The following is a 14443-nucleotide window of genomic DNA, read 5'->3' as shown; positions in this document are numbered from 1 at the left end:
GGCTTGCGCGCTCCCGGAAAAAACAAAGGCCGGCGGATCGCGCCCCCAACCATTTCCGCCCGGCTGGCCGGACACATCACGCTCGAAGCGCACCCGGACGGAAGTCTCCTCGCCTGCTTCGATGGCCATGCGGTTGGCCTGGGAAAATTCAGCGCCGGCGCGGTGGATAGAGCGCAGGAGCTTCGCACAGGCCTGCCACTGGGTTCGTTTGCCTCTGACAGCCTGGTCGACAAGGAAATCGATCTGTTGGTCCGTCGACTGGCCCGGCGCGGTCTTGTGGAGTACCGCTTCGGGCGCTCGGCCGACGATATGGACCAGGTCGTTATCGAACCGCAGGTTCCCGATTATTGGCCGCAAGCGCCAAAGCTTGGCGATGCCGACATGATCGTGCTGTCGCGGTTTGCCTACTTGCGACGCCGCGCCAATGAGATGGTCCTGGAATCGCCGCGCGCCGGTGCGTTGTTCAGGATTTGCGATGCGAAGGTTGCAACCACCCTCGCCTTGCTGTCTACGCCGCGGCAAATCAAGCAGTTCCGACGACAGGACGGCTTTCCAGGGATCGAGCTTCTCGCCTTGCTGCTGGATTGCCAGATCCTTTTCAGGGTCGACGCCGGCAGCAGTGAAGGCCTGCGACCGGCCGAGGGCGACGATCATCTCGTCCTCTGGGACTTTCACGATCTCCTGTTCCACACGCGCATCACGGAAGGCCGGCAGGCCAATCCGCTGGGCGGGCTTTTTCCGTATGCGGACGTGATAGCTCCGCCGCCGGCGGTGCGGCCGCCCTGGCCCGGAAAACAAATAGATCTAGACGAGCTTTCGACCGCACCTTCGCAGACCATCTCGCCGATCGCAAAGCTGCTGCGTGAACGCCATTCAACGCGCGATTTCGACGACCAGCAGCCGATCACGCTCGCCGAGCTTTCGCGGTTTCTCGACGGCACCGCGCGGGTCCAGTCGAAATGGCAAAGCACGCTCGACTTTGGCGATGCCGCCCCAGTGGTCGCCTACACCGCCAGGCCATATCCGTCCGGCGGCAGTGCTTACGAACTCGAACTCTATCTGGCCGTCGCCAATTGCGAAGGACTCGAACGCGGATTCTATCATTACGACGCCGACCGGCACGCGCTGGTACCGATCGGCGTACGCTCTCAAGAGTTCGACGCGCTGTTGGCGTCAGCCGAATTTGCGATGGACGCACCCGCCCCGCCCCAGATCCTGATCACGATCGCTGCGCGCTTCGATCGGGTTTCATGGAAATACAGCTCGATCGCCTATTCGTTGATTTTGAAGGATGTCGGCGTCTTGATCCAGACGCTCTACCTGATGGCGACCGATATGGGACTTGCCGGGTGTGCGATCGGGACCAACAATATCGACTTGTTCGCGAAGATGACCGGGATCGAGTTCCACGTCGAAGGCCCGGTCGGTCAATTTGCAATCGGTCGCGGCAGCAAACCGGAAGCGTCCAACTAGCGGCGGATGCTGTCTTCTTATCACAACACAAGAGGCCGCGCCGCATCTGAGCGCCGGCTCTAATGTTCCCAACTCAATCGGCCCACACTCCACCTGCGGTAAAAACACGCCACTGGGTTGAAAACCGCCGGCGCGCGCAAACATAAGAATAGCTGATCGCCGCCCTGGAGGACACGGACATGCCTACCCACTTTCATGCGATCGTTTGGATCGACCATTCGCAGGCCAAAACCTTCCACGTCGGTCTGTCCGGCGACGACGAGATGATCTTGCATCCGCGCCTGCCCACCCGGCACCTTCACCACAAGGCCAACTCGATCGGCAGCGGGCATGCCGGGTTTGACAAGGAGTTTTTTGGGCAGGTCCTGAACACCATCAGTGATGCCGGCGAAATCCTGATCATTGGCCCTGCCGGCGCCAAAACCGAACTCGCCAAATACCTCCGCGAGCAGCACTCAACAATCGGCGATCGGATCGTCGCGGTGGAAGCCGCCGGTCATCCCAGCGACCCCGAGATTGTGGCTTACGCCAGGAAATATTTTAAGATCGCTCCCGCGAGGGTGGCTGGGCCGAACCAGAGATAAAGTCGCTGGGGCTCAACGTCTAGGGTCTCGGCTTCAGGTCCGCGCCTCGCCTAGATCCAGCGGTGCTGGTGCCGGGCTACGTCGGCGAGGTACTTCCTGCAAGATTGGTCGTAAACCAGGCCTATAATGAATGCCCACATGACCGAACCTCGTTGTTTGATCGAGGTCGTTGATAGCGGATCCCGGTTTCAGGCCGGCTTCGTCGGTTCCGGAAAATGGTCTCATCCGTAATCCGCCGGTGAAACAGGCCAGAAGCCAGTCCAGCCCGGACCGTCGATTAAGCGGCGGGGCCGTATCTCCGCTCAGCTTCAATCGTCAATCCTTTTCCTACGGCGCCGAACGTGTCTCCGTCCACGGTTCGAGCCGATGGAACCATCGCAGTAATCGCCTTGCGCACATGGGGAAGTTGGACCGAGCCACCTGTCAAGAATACGGCGTCGATTTCGCCGGCATCAAGCTGGGCCTGTTCGAGGCAGATCTTGATGCGTGCGCCAATGCGGGCGGCCAGTTGCCTGGTATGACTGACAAGCTCGGTTCGGGTGATATCAACATCGAGGTCAGGCTGAATCCAGCCCAATGGGATGTTCGCCCGGCGAGCATCCGACAAGGCGATTTTCGCTTCTTCGATTTCCATCGCCAGCGTATGGCCGCGCTGTTCCTGCAGTACGCGCACCAGCCGGTCCAGCAATTCCGGCTGCCTGACCTCCTGGCGAACCTGGCGCACCTCGGACATCACCTTTTGCTCGTACATGCGGTTAATGTTCGCCCATGTCGCCAGATCGTGGAAATAGCCTGAGGGCACGTCGAGGCCGGCACGCTTCATGGCGCTGCGGTAACCGAGCAACGGCATCACGGCACCCAGGCTGAGTTGACGATCGAAATCGGTACCACCGACCCGGACACCATCGTTCGCCAGAATGTCCGCCCTGCGGTCGATCTGGGAATGCCGTTCAGGACTGAGGCGCACGATGGAAAAATCCGACGTTCCACCGCCGATGTCGGCAATAAGCGCTATTTCCTCGCAGGCAATTTGACGCTCATAATCCAGCGCAGCGGCGATTGGCTCGAATTGGAATGTCACGTCGGCGAAGCCGATGTCCTGCGCGATACCGCGCAGTGTCTGCTCGGCTTTGCGGTCGGCCGCGGGATCGTTGTCGACGAAATGAACCGGTCGGCCATGAACCAGGTTGCACAGTTCACGGCCTGTCGCCTGTTCGGCGCGCCGCTTTACGGCGCCCAGATAGTAAGCGATCACATCGCGAAAACTCGTGCGCTCGCGCCCAAGCTTGGTCGTCTCGTCGATCAGCGCCGTGCCGAGCACGGATTTGAGGCTTCTCATCAAGCGGCCGGGTGCGCCGTCGACGTAAGCCTCGATCGCTTTACGGCCGATGACGACCGCACCATCGACTTCGTAGAAGATCGCACTTGGAATTGTCGTGTGCCCGGTTTCCAGCACCGCGAGCACCGGCACATTGCCCACAATGGTCCCCAGCGTCGTGTTCGACGTGCCGAAATCGAGCCCGCAATTTGACATCGTTGCTCCAGGAAGGAGCTCCGTCTACACAGTTTGGGGCCGTCGATCCATGCTTATCTTTTCGCCATCGCAAATGCCGCCGGCGCTGAGGTCCGGGTCGAGTCACAAGGCCAACGCCCGCCCGATTCTCTGTTGTCACCGAGCGGGCTAGCGTTGTCCCGGCCGCCATCGCTTTCACGATCCGCTCAGGATTGACAAAATCCGCCGGCGCGACTCGCACCGCAAGATTCCCGGTGATTACGGTTTGCGCCGCACGCGATGGGCAGACATCGGTGGCATCACCTTTTACGAGATGCTGACGGGGACGCTTCCCTTCGCCGCTACCGACCCGAGACACGGGCTAGATTACTCGGATGTGAGATTTCCACTGCTCCCCTTGAGAGCATCGTCAATGCATCGGATGAGCGATTGCCCGTCGAACGGCTTGTGCAAAAAGCAAACGGCTCCTGCGCTTAGCACCCGGGTGCGGACCTCGTCGTTCGGATAGGCCGTAATGAAGATCGTCGGAATACTCAAACCTAAGTCGATCAGACGATCTTGCAGTTCGACCCCGTTAATATCCGGCATTTGGACATCAGAAATCAGACACGAAGTTTCCGCTCCCCGCGGCGATTGCAGAAACGCGCTCGCAGAGGGAAACGTGCAGGTCAGAAATCCATGAGACTTCACAAAGCTTTCTATTGCCGCCCGGACAACACTGTCATCGTCGACAATCGAGATTAGCGGAGTTTTGTTCAATTAACCGGTCCATCGCTTGAATGCAGAGCACGTCTGCAGGAAGCGCAAATATGCCACTCGGGCTAGTACTGCCGATATCATCCATATGTGTTACATCTCCACCTTCAGGTCTCTTGGGGCAATTTGCCGCGTACCCCCAGGGACTCGGCCATGACCACCAGGTCCGCCAAGGACTTGGCGCCCAATTTTCTCATGACCTTACCCCGGTGAATTTTGGCGGTGACCTGGCTGATTTCCAATCTGCTGGCGATCTGCTTGTTCATGAGGCCGTCGGTCACCAAAGCCATGATTTGTTTTTCCCGAGCGGTCAAAGTCACATATTTGGCTCGGAGGTCCTCGGTACCCTTTTCATTGTCGCGCCTCTTTCGATCACGATCGAGTGCCCTTGTCACGGCGTCAAGCAAATCCTGATCGCGAAACGGCTTTGTCAGAAAGTCGATGGCCCCCGCCTTCATGGCTTTCACCGACATCGGGATATCGCCATGTCCTGTGATGAAAATGATGGGAATCGGAAGGCCCGCATTGGCGAGCTCCGCCTGGAGATCCAAGCCGCTCAACCCCGGCAACCTGATATCAAGCACCAGGCAGCCAGGTATCGCCGGGAGGCTCGACTGCAGCAAGTCCGTTGCGGATTCAAACAGCTGGACTTGCTGGCCGACCGACATGAGGAGGCTGCTGATCGCCCCCCGCACGATTGGATCGTCATCGACGATGAAGACGATCGAATCCTTTGAGAAATCCGCTCGCTCGGATGGAACTTTGCGGCCTGTCATGACGCGACCTCGCATGCAACGACATCAAGGGTCGAAACCAGAGCGGGCCGAACCGCTGTCTGTCTGCCGCGAGCTGCAACGACTGGACGACTTGCCGACGGGACATTTCCAATCTTGCAAGGTTTGGCGGAACTCAGTCTCTTGAGACGCTGCCGCCTACAAGGCCCGATCAAGCCGGGGGTCAGATTGGGCATTCCAGTCAACATCCATTGGCGCTCGAGCGCGCGCGATGAGATCGACGGCCCGCGTGAGCGCCGGGCGCTGACAAGTACCGCACGATAAGCCAGCGAATTCATGATCGCTCGCGGATGGACGCCCAATATTGGGGCGCCCATAACTTTAAAGAGGCACTATAAAGACACACTCGCCGTTTCGGCCTGCGCCTCGCGGCGATTTCTGCAATAAAATTGTGCGATATTGGAGGGCTGGTCGTCAACTACCGTCGTGCGAAGCTGATTGTTGCCGCGCTGCCACCATGACGCGTTGTTCGCTAGCTCGCACACGCAATCGGAAGCCAGCCATGCTGGTTGATGTCGATATCGTCTATCGCGCTCATGGCCGCGTGTCAGGAAACGACAGCCTTGAGACGAGTGAAACGGCGACCGACACGCTGCATCACCGTGAGCGAGGCGGTCCCGCGCATTTGTGTCGAAATAATCGAGAATTGCCGCGCCGCAGCCTACGTCCCTTGCGGACTGCAATCTGCCCCCAATCATCGATCGAGAACGTCCGCACCATCCCCAAATTAACGCACACCCGAGTGCTCGTTTAATTGATGCGGACATCGGGCCGGACCCGGTCGAGATGGGACGGACGCTACCGGATCTCGTAACACCTAAGTATGCATTTCCTCATCTCTTGTTATGTTGTGACCTCCTCCAAGTACAACAGGAACAACCCCTAGCGTGATAGGGCGGCCGACTTCTGTAGCGTTAGTGTGCCGGCGACGGTGACACGATTTGGGCGATGTTTCTTCGATGAAATAGCTGCTCGTTCTAAACTGCTACGTCGTCGTCCGAGAGCCTTCGCGCACGCGGTTCGCGCTAAGGGGCGGCCCCATGGACGTACGCCTCGGACATGGAGCGATTGGGTGGTCTTGAAACAGCGCATCAAGTCAACGAATTCAGGAGAGCCAGCATGGCGAACTCTAAAACCGCCGCACGCGAATCCACGCCCACTGATTTAAGGAGATCCGCTTCAGTGCATTTCCTGACTTCGTCAACGAGAGCTGGACAAAGATCTGTTCCGAGCACACAGATGCTGCCGATTTCGCGGAATGAACCGGTGGCGTTCCTGGCCGACATCGACGGCGTACCGACGCTGATTCGTTTCCTCGCCACAGATATACCCGCGGAAATGCAATTTAACGACGGCTATTTTATCTCCAAGGATACTGACATTCATTCGCTGCTGTCGAACGCACTTGAAAAGGTGGCTGAAACGGTGCTGCGCGTGGGATCACTGGAGCTCGATCTCATCGGTCGAACTGCGAAGCGTGGCGACCGCGCGATCGATCTGCGGCCGCGCGAATTTCATTTGCTCAAATACATGATGCAACAGAGCGACCAATTGCTGACGCGCGCGACCCTCTTGAAAGAAGTATGGCACTATAAATTCGTTCCTGAAACGAATCTTGTCGATGTTCATATGGGCCGACTGCGCCGCAAGGTCGACGGGCCAGATGAAGTTCCCATGATTCGAAATGTCCGCGGCGCAGGATTCGTTCTAAGCGCGGCTCCAACTCACAAGGTCTTGCTCCACGAAGATGCAACTCGAATTTAGGAGGTCCACGGTCTCGGCGATGGAAGAGCGGATATGAGCGTCGCCGCCAATCGCACGGAAGCCGCAATATGTCGAAATCCCGATGTTTCCGTCGCGGTCGTTTCGGGCCGATCGGAATCGACGAATTGTTCGCATCATCCGCTGGAAAACCGTCAAGACAATCGCCTTCGCGATTCAACGCCTCAAGTCGAGGCCGCAAGAATGCGGTCGGCATCGATGCACAGATGCCGAAGAATCATGTTTGTGGAATGCTGTTCGCGAAGATCAAGCCGTTCGTCCGCCATCAGATCGGTCTGCAGAAGAATGGACAACGTGTACTGGTTGGATATGTGATATGAGCAGACGCTGACGATACTGATGTACAATTCAATCATATCGATTCCGGGTCGAAACTGCCCTTCCCGCAATCCCTTCCTGTACAGTTCGTCGAGCGTTGCGGGAATGCGATTGTAAAGCTTCTTGATGATGGGCGACTTTTTCAGATGAGCCGCCCGGTGAACATTCTCGCTGGCGGCGAGCGAAATCAGATCCGGCGCCGCCAGAAACCCTCTGAATGTCGACCGTACAAACTCCCTGATCCCCGCAACCGGATCAAGCGAGAGCACATGAGGATCGTCCTGCGCCTCACGAAGCTTGAGATAGACGCTCTCCAAGGCGGCCAGAAAGAGCCCGTCCTTGTTTCCGAAATAGAGATAAATGAGGTTCTTGTTGACCTTGGACCGCGATGCAATCTGATCGATCCGGGCACCATCGAAGCCCTTGCGCGAAAATTCCTTGGTCGCTGCTGCGAGAATTGTAGCGCGCGATCGATCTGATTTTCGCTGACCCTTCGCCGGCCCGCGCTTGTCTTGATGTATGGCGTCGTTCTGGCTCACGATGACGACTTATCCGCAAAATAAAGGCTGTCCGCGCTCGATTTCTGTCTATCAGGCGGCCTGCACCGAGACAAGCATTCCCGAGGATCAACCGCCGTCCCGCTGATTTGCAACACGAGTATCCTCACGGGCGGTGACCACCGGCCTCAAGCCGCTGCGACACATGCCACGGCAAGATGCGCCGCTCGGCGGCCTCCACCGCAAAGAAGAGCGCGGAACCCAGCAAGCCAAGGATACAAAGCGATGCAAAGACGCTCGTCGTTTCGAACATTCCTTGCGAGGACAGGATAACGAATCCGAGGCCGCGGTCGCCCGCGACAAACTCACCGACGATAGCGCCGACAAGCGCAAACGATATCGCAACCTTCATGCCCGCGAACATGCTGGCGAGTGCGTTGGGAAAGCGAATTTTCAAGAGAGTTTGCATACGTGTGGCGCCGGCAGATCTCGCAAGCGCCAGCATATCCGGTTCGACCGATCGCAGCCCAAGCACGGTATCGATCACGATTGAAAAGATGGCAATCAGCAGCGTTACCGCGACCTTCGGCTCCGCGCCGGTCCCGAGCCAGATGACGAAAAGCGGTGCCATCGCGACCTTCGGTACGCTGTTGACAGCGATCAGCAGCGTGAAGAAAACGCGATCGATGATGCTAAACGAGACGATACCGACGGCAAGGGTGACACCCAACACAACCGACAGGAAAAACCCGGCCAGCGTCGTTCCCATCGTGAAGAGAGAATGCTTGAGATAAAAATTCGGACGTTCCGCGATTTCGAGCGCGATGGCGCTCGGCGCCGGCAACACGAAGGCGCGGATCTGGAAGAGATGGACGCAAATTTCCCAGACGATCAACGCTCCCGCCAGAACGACGAGCATGGAGCCAAAACTTTGAGGCCGGACCCGTGTTGCGCTCATGATCAATCGGTTCCGATCAAGCCAAGAGCGGCAAGTTCCGATCGCACGGCAGCGACATGACCGCCAAATTGCTCGGTTTCCCGTGCCGCCAGACGGCGGGGGCGTGGAAGGTCAATGTTCACCGTCTTGACGATCCGTCCGGGATTGCGCGCCATCACCACAACGCGGTCGGCCAAAAAGACCGCCTCGGAAATGCCGTGAGTGATAAAGACGATCGTCTTCTTCGTCTCCTGCCAGAGCCGCGCAAGTTCGAGGTTGAGGTCATCCCGCGTCAAGGCGTCGAGCGCGCCGAATGGTTCATCCATCAGCAGCAATTCGGGATCGTCGAGCAGCGCACGGCAGATCGCCACGCGTTGCCGCATGCCTCCCGAGAGTTCCCAGGGATGGCGATTCCTGAACTGCTCAAGGCCGAAACGCGCGAGAAGCTGATCGGCGCGCGGCCGCAATTCGCGCATGTCCCGACGGCGGAATTCCGCGACGAGTGTCACGTTGTCGATCACCGTGCGCCAGTCGAGAAGAATATCACGTTGGAACACCACGCCCATCTGCCGCGGCGGCTCGCGAACCGGTCGCCCTTCGACATTGACGGAGCCTTCCGTCGGCGGCTCGAGTCCGGCGATGCAGCGCATCAGCGTGCTCTTGCCGCAGCCGGAAGGACCGACAACGGCAAGAAACTCACCCCGCGCCACACTCAAGTTGATGTCGCTCAAGGCGTCAAAAGGTCCGTCCTCCGTGACGAACGTTTTTGAAAGTCCCGCTATCTCGATGAGCGGTTCGCTGGTCGGTCCCGGCCGCAACATCATCCCTCAAGAAGCGCATTCGTAAAATATTGCTCAGCTTTCCATCCCGGCTTAACGACCTTCGCTGCTTCCATCAGCGTCAATGCATCATCCCAGTCCTCTTTTGCCTGCAGTCCATACGGACGGCCTGCCGTCCTTTTGCTGTCGAAAAAGGCCCGGTAGGCTTCGAGCTGGCCCTTGAGGTTGGCGCGATTGAGCCTGACGTCGGGGCGCATGGCGATAATCGCGTCAACGGCCTCGTCGGTGTGGCCGTCATAGGTATAGATCCATGCTTTCTGCTGAACCTTGGCGAAAGCGCTAAGCGCGGACGCTTTGTTCTTGACGGTCTCTTCGAGAGCTACAAGTCCGTAGCTCGGAAAGGCAATACCATAATCTGCCGCAAGAATGGGCTTTGATGGCTTGCTGGCCGTCAGGAGCGGCAAGCCGAACGGCGCGGTTGTCATCACGGCATCGACGGTGCCGGCAACATAGACGGATACCAGCGCATCCGGCGCGACCATCGTGATGGACACGTCGTCCCTGCTGAGCTTGCCGGCGCGGAGGAACGGATCGATATAGGGAAGCCAGGGACTGCTCGAGAAGCAGGAGATTTTCTTGCCCTTCAAATCGGCGACGGTCGAAATCGGCGAATCCGCCGGAACAAGCACGGCAAGATCTGTCTTTCGCACCCACCCGGCAATCGATGTCAGCGGCAGTTTGTTTTCCCGGGCGATCGCCATCGGCCCGAGCTGAGCGGACGCGATATCGGCCTGCCCGCTGGCGGTCACCTGGATGGAATAAGCGCTTCCACGGCCATCAAGGAACTCCACGTCGAGGCCGGCGTCGTTAAACCAGCCTTTCTGCGCCGCCAGATGCGTCGCCGCGTGATAGCCCCAGGGAGAGAAATCGAAGAGGAAACGAAGCTTTTCCCTCGACTGAGCGAGTGCGGGTGCCGGGAATGCGGCACCGACCAATCCAGCAGCGCCCCATTGGACGACTTTGCGCCGATTCAGATCCATAGCGATACCCCCCGCGGTGCCGCTGGGCGATATTGCCCAGTTCGTTATTGGTGATGACACGATTGAGATCATCAACGAGCAAGATCAAGTGTCAGTTTATCAGCCTCGACTTATTGATGAGAATGTGCTGGCCGCAGCCCTTGGCCGCGTTTCGCTTTGCGAAGGCTATCCGTTGCGTCATGATCGACGATGCGTTTTGCGACATTGATGACCACCCCATAAACGTCCTTGACGCGCGTCGCTGTCATCTTTTCCTCTATCACGTCGCGGAGCACGGCATCGGGGTCCCGGTCGAACGGATCACCGTAACCGCCGCCGCTCGCCTGCGTGATGCGAAAAATATCGTCCTTTTTCAGCGTCATCAGGGTTTTGCCGATCAGCTTGCGGTTTTCGCCGTCGGGATTGAGCCGGCTCTCCGTCATGACCCCAGGCAGCCCACCCTGAACGCCCCAGGCCGCAAATTCGGTGCGATCCGAACGCAGCTGGAACACGGTGTCGTCGACCAGAACTTGATATTGGCGGCGGATCGCAAGGCCGCCCCGGTATTTTCCGGCGCCTTCCGTATCGGGGACCAGTTCGTATTTCTGCACGATGATCGGATGCTCGGCTTCGGCGACCTCGACCGGGATGATCGACATGTTGTTGACGGGCGATGACAGGCCATCGGCGCCGTCGAGATGAGGACCGCCGCCGCCAGGACCGTCATTGATCAGGTCGAGGTGCACCCAGGCTTTGCGTTGCGGCGTATAGCCCGTGAAACTCAGGCCAACCTCGCCACCGCCCCAGGCCGCGGGGATACGTTCGGGCATCGCTTGCGCAAGGGCGCCGAAAATCGCGTGGCAAATGCGGAAGCCAGAAAGGCCGCGCGCGGCGAGCGGTGCCGGATGCAGCGGGTTCACGAACGAGCCTTCTGGCGCGAAGATGTCGAATATGCGGAAGAAACCGCTATTGGATTGAATCTGCGCATCGAGGAGACATTTGATCGTCGCGAAACATTGCGAACGCGTGTAATGAAGGTTCGGATTGATCGAGCCTTTGGACTGCGGCGACGTACCGGTAAAATCCATGTGCACGGTATCGCCCTTCAACCGCACCTTCACCTTGATGGCGATCGGTCGGAAATCGATACCGTCGTGATCGACATAGTCCGTGAATTCCCATTCGCCTTGCGGAAGCTTCGCAACCGAAGCGCGCGCCAGGCGCTCTGTCGTATCGAGAATTTCGTACATGTAGGCGGTGATCGTCTCTTTGCCGTAATCAGCGACAAGCGCACGAAAATCGCGCTCTCCCAGTCTGACAGCTGACAACAATGCGCGCACGTCGCCGAGCACTTTTTCAGGCAAGCGAACGTTCTTTTCGAGAATCCACCAGACCGCCTCGTTGAGTTTGCCGGCGTCGTAAAGCTTCGTCGGCGGGATCAGCAGGCCTTCTTGATAGATTTCGGTGTTATCGCAAACGACGCCGCCGGCAACGCGTCCACCGATGTCGGTCTGATGACCGATCGCGCAGGTCCAGGCGATCACTTCATTGTCCATGAAGATCGGCTTGAACACGAAGATATCGGGAAGATGACTGCCGCCCTCGTAAGGATCGTTGCACGCAAAAATATCTTCCGGATTAATATCGTTGCCGAAACGCCGCCTGATCCCTTCAAGGACGGGGGCCATCGACCCAAGATGCGCCGGCAAGGTGAGACCCTGTGCGACCTGCTGCCCATCAGCCGTGAACAGAGCCGTCGAAAAATCCATGCCGTCCTTGACGACGGCGGAACGTGCGGTGCGGACCACTGTCATCGCCATGGTGTCGGCAATGCTCAGTAGCGCATTATTGACGATCTCGCGTGTGATCGGATCTGTGTTGACTGTGGTCACGCGCCCCTCACGTCTTCATCAGGATGATGCTTCCGACATCACCAAGCGATGCCGTCCAGCCGGGCGGAACGACTGTCGTCGTGTCGTATTCCTCGATCAAAAGCGGCCCCGGCGCCGCTTTTGCTTTGACGTCACTGCGCGAGAGGATGGGGGTTTCGATCCATCCGTGTGTCTTGCCGAAATAAGCTTTACGCTTGCGGCCGGCGGCTCCGGTGGCCGCGTTCTGGCCGAGATGCGCTGGCATGCGCGATCGCCTGGACAGGCCACGCGCAATGACGCGAACCGCCACGATCTGCCGTTTGGCCTGAGCGACATGGCCGAACGTCGTTTCGTGCTCTTCCTCGAAGCGCTTTTCGAGCGCGCTCAAGACCTGAGCCTGATCAGCCACAACCTGCAGCGGAACCGTCAGGCCCGTGCCCTGCCCTTCATATTTCACGTCAACGAAGGCCTCCAGCTCGCGCTGCGCCTGATCGAAACCTTCTGCGGCAAGAACCGCATCACCCTCGGCCTGAAGTGCGGCCAACAAGGCCGCGAATTTCGGGCCGGCATTCTCGTCGATGGTCATTAGCGACGTGCGCACCAGATGATGTTCGACCTCCGGGAAAAGAAGCCCAAGCGCGCTGAACACGCCGGAATGCGGCGGCACAATCACCTTTTTCATGCCGAGCATTTCAGCGAGTCCGATCGCGTGAACGGGCCCGCCGCCGCCGAAGGCGAACAGACTAAATCGCCGGGGATCACGACCACGCTCGCTCGAAACCGCTTTCAGCGCGCGGCTCATGTTCGAGTTCGCCAGGCTGTGAATTCCGTAGGCCGCTTCGACGTCGGACAGCCCGAGCGGTTCCGCAACGTGTTTCCGGATGGCTTTGGCGGCAAGCTCCACGTTGAGCGTGAAATCGCCACCCAGAAGCGCGGCCGGGTTGATATAGCCGAGCAAAGCGTTGGCATCCGTGACGGCGGCGTCCTGCCCGTTGCGGCTGTAGCAGGCGGGTCCCGGATCGGCGCCAGCACTTTGCGGCCCGACTCGGAGCGAACCGGCGTCATCCACGCGGGCAATGCTGCCGCCACCTGCCCCGACTTCCGCAATGTCAATTGCAGGAACACTGACAATATGCCCGGCTCCGCGCAGGAGGCGGTGGCCCACATTGAGGCCAGCCCCAACTTCATATTCCTGCGACTTCAAAACCGTATTCTTTTCGATGATCGTCGCTTTGGCGGTGGTGCCGCCCATATCGAGCGTGATGACGTCGCCGAAATTGCCGTGCTTGGCCAAATGGAATGCGCCAATCACACCCGCAGCCGGACCGGACTCGATACAGAAAGCCGGACGCAGGCTTGCCGTCGCCGGCGTGGACAATCCACCGTTGGACTGCATCACGCCAACCGGGGTTTTGATGCCCCTCTCCGCAAGGCCGTCAGTCAGGCGGGCAAGATAACGTTCGACAACAGGCCGAATGTAGGAATTGATGACCGTCGAGCTCGTCCGCTCATATTCCTTGATGATCGGCAGAAGGTCGCTTGAAAGCGTTTGCACCAGGTTCGGCGCGCGCTTCAGAATAACATCCGAGATCGTTCGCTCGTGGTCGCCATTGACATAGGAATGCAGCAGACAGATCGCGACCGATTGGACATTTTCTTTCAAAAGCATGTCAATGACGTGATTCACATCGTCGATCGCAAGCGGAATGATCACCTCACCGCCTGAATTTACGCGTTCCGTCACCTCGTAACGAAGATTGCGCGGCACCAACGCCGCGGGCTTTTCGTAATAGAGGTCGTAGAGACGCGGCACGCGGTTGCGGCGAAATTCGAGAACGTCCCGGAATCCCTTGGTCGTGATGAGCGCGGTCTTGGCGCCCTTGCCTTCCAGAATAGCGTTGGTCGCTATGGTGAAGCCGTGGCCGATCTCGCTCACTTCGCTCGGCGAGATGCCGAGCCGGGCAATGGTGGCCATGATGCCATCGAGAACCGCGCGGCTGTAATCATCCGGTGTGCTCGCGATTTTCATCGCGGTCACGTTGCCATCTTCTCCGGTGAAAACGATATCCGTGAACGTGCCGCCGATATCGACACCGACCCTGTAACTCACGTGCCCCCGC

13 protein-coding genes are annotated in these 14443 nt (G+C 58.7%); 4 read left to right on the top strand and 9 right to left on the bottom strand.

Annotated features, from left to right (window positions below; all coding sequences use genetic code 11):
- Window positions 1-3: 3 nt before the first annotated feature.
- Both B5527_RS17765 and B5527_RS17760 read left to right on the top strand, forming a co-directional pair.
- The gene (locus B5527_RS17765) at window positions 4-1473 is read left to right on the top strand and encodes a SagB/ThcOx family dehydrogenase (protein WP_079602681.1); all 1470 of its coding nucleotides are present in this window, start codon (window positions 4-6) and stop codon (window positions 1471-1473) included.
- Window positions 1474-1652: 179 nt separating this feature from the next.
- Window positions 1653-2057: a translational machinery protein gene (locus B5527_RS17760; protein WP_079602680.1), complete on the top strand. Its 405-nt coding sequence runs from the start codon at window positions 1653-1655 to the stop codon at window positions 2055-2057.
- Between the two features lie 277 nt (window positions 2058-2334).
- Here the strand turns inward: B5527_RS17760 and B5527_RS17755 are convergent, their stop codons facing one another.
- From B5527_RS17755 to B5527_RS17745, 3 genes are all read right to left on the bottom strand, one after another.
- Window positions 2335-3591, bottom strand: a complete 1257-nt coding sequence (locus B5527_RS17755) for an Hsp70 family protein (protein ID WP_079602679.1) — start codon at window positions 3589-3591, stop codon at window positions 2335-2337.
- Window positions 3592-3936: 345 nt separating this feature from the next.
- Window positions 3937-4329 carry a response regulator transcription factor gene (locus tag B5527_RS17750; protein WP_079602678.1) on the bottom strand — a complete coding sequence of 131 codons (393 nt, stop codon included), beginning with the start codon at window positions 4327-4329 and terminating at the stop codon, window positions 3937-3939.
- Window positions 4330-4433: 104 nt separating this feature from the next.
- Complete coding sequence (locus B5527_RS17745) at window positions 4434-5102, bottom strand: response regulator transcription factor (RefSeq protein ID WP_079602677.1); 669 nt, start codon at window positions 5100-5102, stop codon at window positions 4434-4436.
- Window positions 5103-5622: 520 nt separating this feature from the next.
- On the opposite strand from B5527_RS17745, the gene B5527_RS44060 reads away from it, so the two are divergent.
- Both B5527_RS44060 and B5527_RS17740 read left to right on the top strand, forming a co-directional pair.
- Window positions 5623-5874, top strand: a complete 252-nt coding sequence (locus tag B5527_RS44060; protein ID WP_154072320.1) for a hypothetical protein — start codon at window positions 5623-5625, stop codon at window positions 5872-5874.
- Between the two features lie 485 nt (window positions 5875-6359).
- Window positions 6360-6884, top strand: a complete 525-nt coding sequence (locus B5527_RS17740) for a winged helix-turn-helix domain-containing protein (RefSeq protein WP_245332631.1) — start codon at window positions 6360-6362, stop codon at window positions 6882-6884.
- 182 nt (window positions 6885-7066) lie between these two features.
- On the opposite strand, the gene B5527_RS17735 is transcribed toward B5527_RS17740, so the two are convergent.
- From B5527_RS17735 to B5527_RS17710, 6 genes are all read right to left on the bottom strand, one after another.
- A complete protein-coding gene (locus B5527_RS17735) occupies window positions 7067-7759 on the bottom strand; it encodes a TetR/AcrR family transcriptional regulator (RefSeq protein WP_172842578.1) in 693 nt (230 codons plus the stop codon).
- Window positions 7760-7883: 124 nt separating this feature from the next.
- On the bottom strand, window positions 7884-8675 hold the full coding sequence (locus tag B5527_RS17730; protein WP_079602674.1) for an ABC transporter permease: 792 nt from the start codon (window positions 8673-8675) through the stop codon (window positions 7884-7886).
- Window positions 8676-8677: 2 nt separating this feature from the next.
- A complete protein-coding gene (locus tag B5527_RS17725; protein WP_079607349.1) occupies window positions 8678-9475 on the bottom strand; it encodes an ABC transporter ATP-binding protein in 798 nt (265 codons plus the stop codon).
- The gene (locus tag B5527_RS17720) at window positions 9475-10473 is read right to left on the bottom strand and encodes an ABC transporter substrate-binding protein (RefSeq protein ID WP_079602673.1); all 999 of its coding nucleotides are present in this window, start codon (window positions 10471-10473) and stop codon (window positions 9475-9477) included. The genes B5527_RS17725 and B5527_RS17720 overlap by 1 nt, the downstream gene beginning before the upstream one ends.
- A 110-nt stretch (window positions 10474-10583) precedes the next feature.
- Complete coding sequence (locus tag B5527_RS17715; RefSeq protein ID WP_079602672.1) at window positions 10584-12344, bottom strand: hydantoinase B/oxoprolinase family protein; 1761 nt, start codon at window positions 12342-12344, stop codon at window positions 10584-10586.
- A gap of 7 nt (window positions 12345-12351) precedes the next feature.
- Window positions 12352-14433 carry a hydantoinase/oxoprolinase family protein gene (locus B5527_RS17710; RefSeq protein ID WP_079602671.1) on the bottom strand — a complete coding sequence of 694 codons (2082 nt, stop codon included), beginning with the start codon at window positions 14431-14433 and terminating at the stop codon, window positions 12352-12354.
- Between the last annotated feature and the right edge of the window lie 10 nt (window positions 14434-14443).

It is taken from the genome of Bradyrhizobium erythrophlei, assembly GCF_900129425.1.
GTDB classification, from domain to species: Bacteria; Pseudomonadota; Alphaproteobacteria; order Rhizobiales; family Xanthobacteraceae; genus Bradyrhizobium; species Bradyrhizobium erythrophlei_C.
Note: the sequence above shows the minus strand (reverse complement) of the source record. Positions and strands in the feature narration are given on the sequence as shown.

What these genes read in the sequence shown, in the direction of transcription:
- B5527_RS17745 (WP_079602677.1), bottom strand. Translation starts at nt 5,102, where the DNA reads ATGACAGGCCGCAAAGTTCCATCCGAGCGAGCGGATTTCTCAAAGGAT.
- B5527_RS17720 (WP_079602673.1), bottom strand. Translation starts at nt 10,473, where the DNA reads ATGGATCTGAATCGGCGCAAAGTCGTCCAATGGGGCGCTGCTGGATTG.
- B5527_RS17755 (WP_079602679.1), bottom strand. Translation starts at nt 3,591, where the DNA reads ATGTCAAATTGCGGGCTCGATTTCGGCACGTCGAACACGACGCTGGGG.
- B5527_RS17730 (WP_079602674.1), bottom strand. Translation starts at nt 8,675, where the DNA reads ATGAGCGCAACACGGGTCCGGCCTCAAAGTTTTGGCTCCATGCTCGTC.
- B5527_RS17760 (WP_079602680.1), top strand. Translation starts at nt 1,653, where the DNA reads ATGCCTACCCACTTTCATGCGATCGTTTGGATCGACCATTCGCAGGCC.
- B5527_RS17740 (WP_245332631.1), top strand. Translation starts at nt 6,360, where the DNA reads ATGCTGCCGATTTCGCGGAATGAACCGGTGGCGTTCCTGGCCGACATC.
- B5527_RS17725 (WP_079607349.1), bottom strand. Translation starts at nt 9,475, where the DNA reads ATGTTGCGGCCGGGACCGACCAGCGAACCGCTCATCGAGATAGCGGGA.
- B5527_RS44060 (WP_154072320.1), top strand. Translation starts at nt 5,623, where the DNA reads ATGCTGGTTGATGTCGATATCGTCTATCGCGCTCATGGCCGCGTGTCA.